The sequence below is a fragment of the Jejuia sp. G7-7 genome, from assembly GCF_055808955.1.
On sequence record NZ_JBVVSZ010000002.1, the window covers coordinates 680,482 to 693,876 of the forward strand.

Sequence of the window (13,395 nt, forward strand, 5' to 3'; positions counted from 1 at the left end):
ATGAAAATTTCAAAAAACAATATCGTTCCTGGGAAACATGAAAAGCCTATTTTAGTTGATACTTTTTTTATTGAAAATTCAGAAACAAAACCAGTCATTATATTTTGTCATGGCTATAAAGGCTTTAAAGATTGGGGTGCTTGGGATTTAATGGCAAGAGCATTCGCAAAAACTGGATTCTTTTTTATAAAATTCAATTTTTCGCATAATGGTGGAACAGTTGAACAGCCTATAGATTTTCCAGATTTAGAAGCTTTCGGAAATAACAATTACACTAAAGAATTAGACGATTTAGAAACTGTAATAAATTGGGTTTGTTCAAATAGTAAACTTAAAAATGAAGCTGATATAAACACTATTAGTTTAATAGGCCATAGTAGAGCAAGTGGCATTGTAACCATAAAAGCAGAAGAAGATAATCGTATTAAAAAAGTAATAAGCCTTGCAGGTGTCTCCAGTTTTGGAAAAAGAACATCAACAACAGGAGATTTGGAACAATGGAAAAAAGATGGTGTTAAATACGTTATGAATGGCAGAACCAAACAACAAATGCCCCACTTTTATCAGTTTTATGAAAATTTTATTAAAAATGAAGAACGATTGACCATAAAACGAGCCGTTTCAAATTTAAAAATACCATATCTCATTATTCATGGCGATAATGATACAAGTGTTTTAATAGATGAAGCTTATGCACTTCATAAATGGAATTCAAATAGTAAATTAAAAATTATTGAAGGTGCAGATCATGTCTTTGGAGCTTCACACCCATGGAAAAAAGAAACTATTCCTAAACAATTGGAAAAAGTTATTGAAAAAATAAGTATATTTTTGAAACACTAAAAAAGTATTTCCCTTAACCTATGGACATTGTTTTTGAAAACATAAATAAATTAAAAAATGCTACTCATTTAAACAAACATGAAAAGTTAATTAGTGGAATAACTAGTGCCATAGAATCCAAAGATCTAGTAAAAGGAGATCGTTTACCTTCTATTAATAAAATGGTAGCAGAGGTTGGTTTTGCAAGAAAAACAATTGTTAAAGCCTATGAGGAATTGAAAGGTAGAGGCATTGTAGAGTCTAAAAACTTCAAGGGTTACTATATTGCTGATATCAATACAGGTACGAAATTAAGAGTAGCACTAGTACTCTATGCATTTCATACGTTCCAAGAAGACTTTTACAATACCTTTAGAGAAGAGTTGGGTAAAAAATATATTATCAACGTGTTCTTTCATCATAATAATACAGATGTTTTTAAAGATATTCTCACCAGAATTTCCGGAAGATATGGTATGTATGTTATTGCTCCAATACAAATTCCTGAAGTTAGCGATTTGTTAAAAAAATCCCGTCAGAGAAATTGTTAGTTATTGATAGATATATTCAACTTCCTCCAGATTACTCATATATATCTCAAGAGTTTGAAAACTCAACCTTTAATCAATTAAAAAAATATTACCCGAAATAAAAAAATATAACCATTTTATTTTATTCTTTAGGAACGATTCTGACTACCCTATCGGGATACTAAATGCCTTTAATCAATTTGTTGATGAATTTAATATCAATGCAAAAGTAGAGTCGCAATATAAAAAAGGAAATCTCAAAAAAAACACCTTATACTTTTTTATTAATGATAGTGATTTATGGGAAGTTCTTAAAGACAGTAAGCCTAAAAATTACATTGTTGGAAAAGACATAGGGTTATTAGCCCATAACGATAATGCTATTAAAGAAATTATTTTTGGAGGTATTACTACTATTTCTATCGATTTTAAAAAGATGGCAAAAGAAGCTGCAAGCTATGTAAAATTAAAGGATCACACCCAGAAAATAATACCTTCTGAACTTATCCAAAGAAAATCATTATAGTATAAGAATGCCTAATTTCACAGTATTTCACTATTAAATCACAGTATTTTTTTCATATTCTTAAAATATGTCAATTTTTTTTATATATTTGCAAAGTAGCATAGAGTAGCATACTTTATTTTAAAAGTAGCATACTGTATCACAACTGAAACTAACAATTAATTATTAACTTATGAAAAAAAACGTACTACGACTATTATTTTGCTTAGTCCTTTCCTTATCAGGAATTAGTGCTAATGCCCAAACCCAAACTGTTTCAGGAACAGTTTCTGATAGTCAATTCCCTCTCCCGGGAGTTAACATTATTGTAAAAAACACAGCAAAGGGAGCAACTACAGATTTTGATGGTAATTATACCTTAAACGATTTAAGTGCTACAGACGTTATTGTTTTTAGCTATGTGGGTTATAAAACACAAGAAATCACAGTTGGAAACCAAACCACAATTAATGTAACATTATTAGAAGATGCAGCTGCTCTAGATGAAGTAGTAATTGTTGGTTATGGTACTTCAAATAAAAGAGAACTTACAGGTTCTGTTGGTACAATTAAAGGTGATGCTATTGCAACTACGGTAGCTGGTAACCCAACTTCTGCGTTACAAGGTAGATTAACTGGTATTCAAGTTGAAAACCCTGGTGGTAAGCCTGGTGCTAAAGGAAACGTTTTTATTAGAGGTGTAAACTCTTTAAGTAACGCCGATCCATTATATATTGTTGATGGTTTGTTTGTTGATGATATGAGTTATGTTAATCCACTAGATATTGAAAACATCTCAGTACTTAAAGATGCTGCTGCTGCTGCAATTTATGGTTCTAGAGCTGCCAATGGTGTAGTTTTAATTAAAACAAATCATGGTAGAAAAAATAGAGATTTAGAAGTTACGTTCAATTCTAGAATAGGTTTTGATACGCCAAGTAAAAAATTAGATTTTATAAACGGACAACAATACACCGATTATTTAAATCAACGTTTTGCAAATGACGGAAGCTCAACAACTGTTACTTCTAATGGTGTAAATACTGATTGGCAAGATGAAAATTTACAAAGTGGAATAATTGAAGATTATGGATTATCAATATCTGGTGGTGGCGAAAAATCATCTTTCTTTTCTTCAATAAACTACTTTAATCAAGATGGTATCTTAATAGGTTCTGGTTTTAAAAGGTTAAATGCAAGATTTAACAGTACTCACGAGTTTGGTAAGTTTAAATTATCACAATCCTTAGGTTTAGCTGAAGGAAAACTACAAGATAACAACTGGTACGGTTTTGATGGAACAACTGCACCAACGGTTGCATTAAGAAACGCTGCTAACGATGGTGGTTTTGAAGCACCTTCAACAGGTGTTCAAGGCCCTGGAGGTGTAAACCAATTTGCATTAGCAACTTTAGAAGATAATTTAGAAACAACTCGTACACTTTTTGCAAGTTTAAAATTAGACTATGAGATTACTGAAGAATTATCAGCTGGTATTAATTTAGGTGTTGATTATACAACTCAAAAACGTTTTCAATTTACGCCAACATACTTTATGAGTACCGTTGATGCTGTAAGAAATGTGAATGATTTAAACGACCTTACTGAGTTTAATCAAGAAGACGTTAACCTATTATTTGAGCCAACACTATCTTATAACAAAACGTTTAATGATGTTCATAAAGTATCAGCAGTAGTTGGTTACACGCGCTTTATTGAAAATCAAAATAGTAGCGGTATATACGGTCAAGGAACACCTGCAAACAGTATTAGAGTTGTTGGTGCTTTACCTTCAAACGATCAAAACATTTTATTAGGTCAAAATAATGAAGCTGGTTTAATTTCTTATTTTGGAAGATTAAACTACAACTATAACGATAAATATTTATTCTCTGGAACAATGAGACGTGATGCTTCTTCAAGATTTGCTAAAGCAAATCAAGTAGGTTACTTCCCAGCAGTTTCTGCAGGTTGGAATATTTCAAATGAAGATTTTTGGAAATCTGAAACAATAAATTTCTTCAAGCTAAGAGTATCTTATGGAGAATTAGGATCTTATCCTGATGTATTTTACCCAACTCAAGCAGTATTTTTGGCAAATCAATCTAATACAAGTTTTGGTGGCGGAACTGCAAATGGTTTAGCACAAACAACTTTAGCTGATGAGAATCTAGTTTGGGAAACTACAAAAACATTCGATATTGGTGTTGATATGTCTTTACTAAATAGTGCACTTACATTTTCAGCAGATTATTATTCAAAAGATGTTGAAGACGCGCTTGTTCCAATTAGTATTCCCTCAACAGCAGGGGTTAGTTTACCTGTAACAAGAAATGCGGGAACATTGGTAAATAATGGATTTGAATTTGATTTAACTTATAGAAAATCTGAAGGCGACTTCACCTATAGTGTTGGTACAAACTTCTCTTTCAATCTTAAAAATGAAGCAAAAGATATTCCTGCAACCATTTTAGGCCCTGGAATTGATGAAGATTTGCGTGTAGTTAATAGAACTGAAGCAAACGGTCCTGTTGGCGCATTTTACGGATACATTGTTGAAGATAAAGTTGACCCCGCAACAGGAGATTTTATTAGAGTAGATACTGATGGTGTTGCAGGTATTACTTCGGATGACCAAACTATTATCGGTAATCCAACACCAGATTTTACATATGGCCTTAATTTCAATGGGAAATATAAAAAATTCGATATTGCTTTAAACTTCAACGGGGTTTCTGGTAACGAAATTTATAACTTAAGTAGATATTATAACATCTTATGGCAAGATGGTGGTAAATTAACGGATGTTTTAAATTCTTGGACACCTAGTAATACAAATACTAGTATCCCAAGAGCTTCTGTTGATGATCCTGCAGGAAATAAAGCACCTTCATCTTTCTTCGTAGAAAACGGGTCTTACTTTAGGCTTAAAAACATGGAAGTTGGTTACAATTTTGGCGAAAATGCATTAGGTGTAGATTGGATTAAAAGTGTAAGAGTATCATTAAATGTACAAAATGTCTTTGTAATTACTGATTACTCTGGTTATGATCCTGATGTGGCATCAACAAATAGTGGTAGAGCTAATATCAACTCTGGGGTACCAGGTGTAAGATCAAACGTAAATCCTTTATTGGGTAGAGGTTTAGACCAAAGAGCATATCCAAATGCTAGAACATTCATGTTAGGTTTACAAGCTAAGTTTTAAAAATAAGAATATGAAAAATTTAATGAAAATAAAGTCCTCTTTAGGCATAATAGCGGTTACGTTATTAATGACAATTGGTGTTGCCTGTTCTGATGATATTTTAGATCAAAATAACAACAACGCTACTTCAACAGCAAACTTTGGTACTTCTGTAGAGCAAGTAGAATCTGCTATAAACGGTGCTTTCCACCCAATAACTGGAACTTTTTTCTGGGGTAGAATTGTACATACTGGCGCCATGTTACGTTCAGATGAGTTTAATGTATTTCCATTTGGATCAAATACAGCCATGTCAACATTTCAAGGAAACCCTGGAGATCGTTGGGCAACTGAGCCTTGGCAAGAACTTTACAAATCTATCGCTAGATGTAACAACATCATTATCAATGTTACTGAAGAAGGTATTGCTGATACTACAACTAGAGAAAATTTAGTTGGACAAGCTTATTTTTTAAGAGCATTTGATTATTGGTACTTGGCCAATCTTTACGGTAATGTACCATTAATTACAGATTTACCAGATTTGGATAATCTATTAGTAGAACAAGCAACATCTGATGCGGTTTGGTCTCAAATTATTGCTGATTTAGAAATGGCTGAAAGTATGTTACCTGATGCATGGAGTGGAGATGATGTTGGAAGACCTACATCTGGTGCTGCAACTGCACTTAAAGGTAAAAGTTACTTATATATGAAACAGTATGGTCCCGCTGCTACGGCTTTAAATAGTTTAATAGGCAAATATAGTTTACTACCAGCTGCTCAATTTGGCGACAATTTCTCAACAACTAACGAGAATAATAGTGAGTCTGTTTTCGAATTACAATTCTTAGGTCAAGATACATTTGTTTGGGGTTCTGATATTCCTGGAACTGGAAGCATGGGTAATTTTCATATTGATTATGCACCACCTGCAAAATCTCCAGATAGAAGTCATGTTGTTAATCCTTGGCTAAAAGATTTATATAATGCAAATAGCGATGTAGTTAGAAGAAACGAAACTTTAGTTTATGACTATCCAGGAGCAACAGGTTATGGTGGAGTAGCTTTCCTAACTGATTTTTCAACAAATAATTCTGATGGAAATAATGATATCCAAATTGCAACTGATGCTGGTGTAGAGCCAATATTTTCTAAAAAATATTCTGGTATGGAGTTAGGAACTAGAGATCAAGTAGATTTCTTAGGAACTAATGTAGGTAACAATTGGAGGGTTATTCGTTATGCTGATGTGTTATTAATGTTAGCTGAAGCCTTAAATGAAGACTCTAGAACTTCTGAAGCTATACCTTTTATAGACATGGTAAGAGATAGAGCTGGCTTAACTTTAATTGCTGACACTAACCCTAGTATTAATCAAACAGATATGCGCCAAGCTATTATTGAAGAACGCGCTATGGAATTAGCTGGTGAAGGACACCGTTTCTTTGACTTAGTAAGATGGGGATTAGCGGATGATTATATGGGAGCAACATCTTTACATGGAACTCATCCAAAATCATTAAGTGGTGGTACTTTCCAAAACGGGAAACATGAATTAATTTGGATACCTAATTCTGAAAGAGATGCTAATCCAAACCTTGGTCAAAACCCCGGTTACAATTAAAATATTTGATTTAGTTTAGTTTGATTGAATAAAAGCTGAGTTTATAGTTTGACTTGGCTTTTACTCAAATCAATGACAAAAGCATTTCAAAAAATATTATATTAATTCCCAATTACATTTAGTAAAATGACAAACATTGTCGATACTATATCTAAAAAAGATATCACTATAAAAAGTGGTTGTAATAATTTCAAAACTGAAATAACTACTATTTCTGAACATTTGAATGTATCTTTATTTAACATTCAAATCACTTCTGACGCGCCAAAAAAACCTGAACCATTAACAATAAAATGGAAAATTCCAGCACACAATGTGAAAGGCGTTTGGAAACCAACTACTGATTTTGCAAAGAGAATTCAAGCTGATTGGGAATTAGATCATATGGAATCTAGAATTTCCATTGATGCTCCAGTTATAAGTTTATTTGGTCATGATGATAGTAATCGTCATACTTTTGCCTGTTCTAACGCTATAAACAAATTAGAACTAAATGCTGAAATTAGAGAAGAGGATGATTGTTTCTACTGCCATGTAACCTTGTTTTTAGAACAACAATCTGAAATTGACAACTACGAGATTCAAATTAGAATTGATGAAGAAGAAAAACACTTTTCTGAAGCATTAAAAGGTGTTTCAAAATGGTGGGAGTCTTTTGATAACCTAAAACCAACACATGTTCCTGATATTGCTTTAACACCACTCTATTCAACTTGGTACAATTTCCATCAAACTTTAGATGAGGATGTTTTAATTGATGAATGTAAAACAGCATACAGTTTAGGTTATAAAGCTATTATTGTTGACGATGGTTGGCAAACCAATGATGGCAACAGAGGTTATGATTTTACAGGTGATTGGGAGCCAGAGCGCTTAAACAAAACCAAACAATTTGTAGAAGATATCCATGCTACAGGTATGAAAATCGGCTTTTGGTATTCGGTGCCTTTCTGCGGAAAAAAATCGAAAGCATACAAACGTTTTAAAGGCAAATTCCTAACTGAAAATCATCGATGGGCTCCTGTCTTTGATCCGCGTTATCCAGAAGTTAGAGAGTACCTTATCAATATTTATAAAAACGCAATATTGGATTGGAATTTAGATGGTTTCAAACTTGATTTTATTGATGATTTTAGACTGTATATAGATACACCTAAAGTAAATAATGCAATGGATTTCACTTCCATAAACGCAGCTGTTGATAGATTACTAACAGATGTTATCACAACATTAAAAGCTATTAATCCAGATGTTTTCATTGAGTTCAGACAAAAATATGTGGGTCCTGCAATGCGCAAATATGGCAACATGTTTAGAGCTTTTGATTGCCCTGGAGATGCAACTATGAATCGTATTAGAATTGCAGATATTAGAATGTTAGCAGGTAATACAGCGGTGCATTCAGATATGATTACATGGCATAATGATGAAAAGTTAGAGGTTGCTGCTTTACAAATGGTAAACACCTTATTTGGTGTCCCACAAATTTCAGTAGTTTTAGATGATATTCCGCAAGATCATCTTCAAATGGTTAAGTTTTATACTGAATATTGGAACACAAATAAAGCACTCATCACAAAAGGACAATTTACACCATATAGGCCTTTAGCTAACTATCCTATTCAAAACGTAAGTAACACAGAAAAGCTACTTATTGGAGTTCATGACGATCATGTTGCTCTAATTGATAAAGCATTTGAATATCTTGATGTCTTAAATGCAAAATTAACTGAAAGTGTTATTCTTAAAATTAAAACTGATTTAGGAAACTATAATTGCAGTATCTTTAATTGTAAAGGCGAAATAGTAAATGATACCGAGTTACTTCTTAACAAAGGCGTAATTGAAATCATTATTCCTGCCTGCGGATTAGCTCAACTTAACTAAAAAATAATCAACCCTATGGATACGCTATCAATCGTTTCATTTCTAGGTTTTACTTTATTAGTAGCCTTTATAGCGTGGTATGCCACAAGAAAAACAGATGAAAGTTCGGCAGATGGCTATTACCTTGGCGGTAGAAGTTTAGGTGCCATAACCATCGCAGGCTCTTTACTTTTAACCAACCTTTCTGCTGAACAAATTGTTGGACTTAATGGGCAATCGTTCGCACAAGGTGTTTTAGTGATGGCTTGGGAAACCCTGGCAGCTATTTCCATGATAGTTACTGCTATTTATTTACTACCAAAATACATGCGATCGGGCATTACAACCATTCCTGAATTTGTTCAAGAACGCTTTGATGCGCAAACAAAATCTATATTATCCATTTTGTTTTTAGTAGCATTTGGTGTAGTATTATTACCAACTATTCTATACTCGGGTTCTTTAGCGTTTAGTACGATGTTTGATTTACCTGAAACATTGGGCATATCAAAATCAAATGTTATTTGGGTTTGCGTATGGTCTATCGGAATTATTGGTTCTATTTATGCCATATTTGGTGGACTGAAGGCCGTTGCAGTTTCAGATTTAGTAAATGCTATTGGTCTTTTAATTGGAGGTCTATTAATTCCCGTGTTTGGCTTGATGTTGATTGGAGATGGAAGTATTTCTGATGGATTAAGTGAATTATGGACCGAAAATCCAGATAAATTCAATGCTAAAGGAGAAATAGATTCTTTTATTCCTTTTGGAACAATTTTTACAGGAATGATGATTGCCCAAATGTATTATTGGGGTACCAATCAATCTATTCTACAGCGAGTTTTTGGTGCTAAAAGTTTAGCCGATGGGCAAAAAGGAATGATACTAGCAGGTTTTGTGAAATTTCTAATTCCTGTAATAGTAGTTTTACCAGGTGTTATTGCATGGCATATTTTCGGAAATGATTTATGCAAACCCAGATTCTGCTTACCCTGCTCTGGTTAAAAAAGTGTTACCAGGTGCTTTTTTAGGATTCTTTGCTGCAGTTTTATTCGGTGCGATTTTAAGTTCTTTCAATAGTTTATTAAATAGTAGTTCAACATTGTTTGGCATAGATTTATACCGACAATACTTTGATAAAGATGCTTCTGAACAAAAAATGGTGAAAGCAGGAAAAGTATTTGGAATGCTTTTAGCGCTTATTTCAATGACAATTGCTCCATTTATAGCAAATGCTCCCGATGGTTTATTTTCATACATTCAAGAATCTTTAGGAAGTTTAAGTGTGCCTATTTTAGCAGTTGTTGCTTTAGGTATGGCTACTAAAAATGTTCCTGCTATCGGAGCAAAAATTGTATTAACCGTTGGTGTGTTAATGTATTTAATTAGTCAGTTCTTATTAAGTCCATATTTTGTAGATGCCGCTCTGGCTGAAGCTGCCGCAAATGGTATTACTAATGCAAAACAACTTGGTATCATTAAAGCAAAAGCATATCCACACTTTTTACATGTTATGGGCATTCTATTTGTAATTAATGTTGGTTTCATGTTGCTTATGGGTAAACTTTTTCCAAATAAAAATGAATACACGCCAAAAATTACAAAGGAAATTGATATTACACCTTGGAAATATGCAAAAGTAGTTGGTATAGCCATTACACTTTTAGTATTAAGCACATATTTAATATTTTAGTATTTGCAATAAAAAATTTGAATAAAATATTGATTATTAGCATGAAAAACAGAGCATTGAAATTAGTAACTTGTTTATTTATATTAATGCTCTTATTCAATTGTGAAAAGGAGGAAAACAATACAACTTCAAAAACCGTATTTAAAACACTTAAAGCCTCAAGTTCTGGTATTGATTTCACAAATACACTTACTGAAAACGATAGTTTAAACTACTTCACCTACTCCTATTTGTACATGGGTGGCGGTGTTGCTGTAGGAGATATTAATAATGATGGTTTAAAGGATATATTTTTCACAGGAAACCAAGTTTCAAATACATTATATCTAAATAAAGGCAATCTTAAATTTGAAGATATTTCTAAAAAATCAGGGGTTTCTGGAGATAACAGATGGTACACAGGTGTTACTATGGCAGATATAAATGCTGATGGTTTTTTAGATATTTATTGCTCTGTTGCTGGTAAGTTTTTACAAAAATCAAACGAACTTTATATTAATAATCAAGATGGAACATTTACTGAAAAAGCTGAAGAATATGGATTAGCAGATGCTGGACAAAGTGTACAAGCGACTTTTTTTGATTATGATAAAGATGGTGACTTAGATGTTTATGTTGCTAACTATCCTATTACAAAATTCAACGCATCAGTTTATGTTTACGAGCAAAAAATGAAAACGGTAAACGACGTTGAAACCGACCATTTATACAGAAACGATAATGGTAAGTTTACTAATGTTACTAATGAAGCTGGCGTTAAAAGTTTCGGATTAACATTAAGTGCAACGGTTGGCGATTTAAATAACGATTCTTGGCCAGATATTTACATTTCAAACGACTTTGCGTCTCCTGATTATTTATACATGAACAATCAAGATGGCACATTTAGAGAAGTGGTAAAAGAAGCAACTTCACACACCTCTTTTTATGGTATGGGCGTAGATATTTCAGATTTCAATAATGATGGAAATTTAGATGTATTCCAAGTAGATATGGATGCCAAAACCAACAAACGTAAAAAAGCGAATATGGCAGGCATGAATCCCGACCTGTTTTGGGGCGTTGTAAATGCCGGTTTTCATTATCAATATATGCAGAATTGTATGCAAATGAATACAGGTGTGTTTGAAGATGGGAATCCATTTTTTTCAAATGTATCTAGAATCACAGGTGTATCGTCTACCGATTGGAGTTGGGGTCCACTTTTTGCAGATTTTGATAATGATGGCCTAAAGGATTTGTTTGTTTCTAACGGAACACGTCGTGAGGTAAACAACCGTGATTTCTTCAATCAAATTGATGATGCCTTTACTATTGATAGTGATAAAACATTAGAGATGAGCATGAAAATACCTTCAGAGCGTATTGATAATTTCATCTATAAAAATAAAGGGAATTTAAACTTTAAACAAGTTAATAAAGACTGGGGAGTCGAATTTAAAGGCTTTTCCAATGGTGTGGCTTACGCCGATTTAGATAATGATGGTGATTTGGAAATTATCACTAATAATATTGATGACAAAGCTTCTGTTTTTGAAAACCATAGTGCTGAAACTAACAACTATATCACTATTAATTTTGAAGGTGTTTCTGAAAATAAATTTGGTTTAGGTAATCGTGTTTATGTATCTACAGATGGAGAAACTCAAATGCAAGAGTTGACTTTAACACGTGGTTTTCAATCTTCTGTAGCTCCAGAATTACATTTCGGATTAGGCGAATCTGATAAAATTGATGAACTAAAAGTGGTTTGGGCTAATGGTACTATTGAAGTGAAGAAAGATGTTTCAGTTAATCAAATTATAACGCTTAGTCATTCTAACGCAAGTCTGGAAAATGAACAAATAAATATTGAAACCCCTATTTTTAATTCAAATATTGTAGATGTTTTTCCAGAGTATAAGCATGATGAAAATAAGTTTGATGATTTTAAATATCAAGTATTATTACCACATAAAATGTCAACTTTTGGTCCAGCATTGGCCGTAGGCGATTTAAACAATGATGGTTTAGATGATTATTTTGTTGGTGGAGCTTTCAACAGAACTGGAAGTCTGTTTTATCAAAATAAGAATGGATTTAAAAAACAAGAAAATCCCATTTTAGAAGCTGATAAATTGAGTGAAGATGTTGGTGCTTTAATTTTTGATGCTGACAATGATGGCGATAATGATTTGTATGTGGTAAGTGGTGGCTATGAATTTTCATCAAAATCTAAAATGCTGCAAGACCGATTGTATCTAAATGATGGAAAAGGTAATTTCGAAAAATCAGATGCCTTACCAAAAATGATTACAAGCGGTTCTAAAGTTTACAACTTAGATTTCAATAAGGATGGAAAACAAGATTTACTAGTTTTGGGTAGGCAAATTCCAGGAAACTATCCTGCTGCTACCAATACATATCTTCTAGAAAACAAATCTGAAAATAGTGTTGTAAAATTTGAAGATATGACAAATACTTCCGCAGAAGGGTTTAAAAATTTAGGAATGTCAACCTCTGCCATTGTAACTGATTTCAATAATGATGATTCAGAAGATATCATCATTGTAGGGGAATGGATGCCTATTCGAGTTTTTAAGAACACAAACGGCATTTTTAAAGAAGTTTCAGAAGACCTTGGGCTTAACAAAGACACTACAGGTTGGTGGTGGAGCATCAATGAAGGCGATTTTGATGGCGATGGCGATATAGATTACATCGTTGGAAATAATGGCTTAAATTATAAATACAAAGCCACAGAAGACGAAACGTTTGATATTTATGTGAATGATTTTGACAACGATAATAAAAGTGACATTGTACTCAGTTACTACAATGAAGGCAAGCAATATCCTGTGCGCGGCCGTGAATGTTCCTCACAGCAAAACCCGAATATCAAAGAAAAATTCAAAAATTATGAAACATTTTCTAATGCAACGCTGGTTGATGTTTATGAAGAAGACGCCTTAGAATCTGCAACACATTATCAAGTAAAATCGTTTGCAAGCATCTATTTAGAAAACAAAAACGGAAAATTTAGTATTCATGAATTGCCCGCTGAAGCTCAAATATCTAGTATCAATAAAATACTTGTTGATGATTATGATAAAGATGGGTTATTGGATGCAGTAATAGCTGGGAATTTATACTCTTCCGAAGTTGAAACACCACTGAAATGATGGT

6 protein-coding genes and 1 pseudogene are annotated in these 13,395 nt (G+C 33.0%); all 7 read left to right on the forward strand.

Features of this window, described 5'->3' with window-relative positions; genetic code table 11:
- The 7 genes and pseudogenes from AC0L5U_RS13330 (at position 1) to AC0L5U_RS13360 (ending at position 13,391) form a co-directional block, all read left to right on the forward strand.
- Entirely contained in the window at positions 1-843 is an 843-nt protein-coding gene (locus AC0L5U_RS13330; protein ID WP_473416905.1) for an alpha/beta hydrolase family protein, read from the forward strand.
- A 20-nt stretch (positions 844-863) separates the two neighbouring features.
- A complete protein-coding gene (locus AC0L5U_RS13335) occupies positions 864-1,373 on the forward strand; it encodes a GntR family transcriptional regulator (protein ID WP_473416906.1) in 510 nt (169 codons plus the stop codon).
- 677 nt (positions 1,374-2,050) lie between these two features.
- A complete protein-coding gene (locus AC0L5U_RS13340; RefSeq protein ID WP_473416907.1) occupies positions 2,051-5,065 on the forward strand; it encodes a SusC/RagA family TonB-linked outer membrane protein in 3,015 nt (1,004 codons plus the stop codon).
- Between the two features lie 10 nt (positions 5,066-5,075).
- Positions 5,076-6,671 (forward strand): RagB/SusD family nutrient uptake outer membrane protein, encoded by a 1,596-nt coding sequence (locus tag AC0L5U_RS13345; RefSeq protein WP_473416908.1) that lies wholly within the window; start codon positions 5,076-5,078, stop codon positions 6,669-6,671.
- Positions 6,672-6,797: 126 nt separating this feature from the next.
- Complete coding sequence (locus tag AC0L5U_RS13350) at positions 6,798-8,558, forward strand: glycoside hydrolase family 36 protein (RefSeq protein ID WP_473416909.1); 1,761 nt, start codon at positions 6,798-6,800, stop codon at positions 8,556-8,558.
- A 15-nt stretch (positions 8,559-8,573) separates the two neighbouring features.
- Positions 8,574-10,230: pseudogene (locus tag AC0L5U_RS13355) on the forward strand (solute:sodium symporter family transporter).
- 41 nt (positions 10,231-10,271) lie between these two features.
- Positions 10,272-13,391: a VCBS repeat-containing protein gene (locus AC0L5U_RS13360; protein WP_473416910.1), complete on the forward strand. Its 3,120-nt coding sequence runs from the start codon at positions 10,272-10,274 to the stop codon at positions 13,389-13,391.
- The last annotated feature ends 4 nt before the right edge of the window (positions 13,392-13,395 follow it).

Bases quoted from the DNA above. Each gene is read 5' to 3' on its own strand.
- AC0L5U_RS13330 (WP_473416905.1), top strand. From the start codon at position 1: ATGAAAATTTCAAAAAACAATATCGTTCCTGGGAAACATGAAAAGCCT.
- AC0L5U_RS13335 (WP_473416906.1), top strand. From the start codon at position 864: ATGGACATTGTTTTTGAAAACATAAATAAATTAAAAAATGCTACTCAT.
- AC0L5U_RS13340 (WP_473416907.1), top strand. From the start codon at position 2,051: ATGAAAAAAAACGTACTACGACTATTATTTTGCTTAGTCCTTTCCTTA.
- AC0L5U_RS13345 (WP_473416908.1), top strand. From the start codon at position 5,076: ATGAAAAATTTAATGAAAATAAAGTCCTCTTTAGGCATAATAGCGGTT.
- AC0L5U_RS13350 (WP_473416909.1), top strand. From the start codon at position 6,798: ATGACAAACATTGTCGATACTATATCTAAAAAAGATATCACTATAAAA.
- AC0L5U_RS13360 (WP_473416910.1), top strand. From the start codon at position 10,272: ATGAAAAACAGAGCATTGAAATTAGTAACTTGTTTATTTATATTAATG.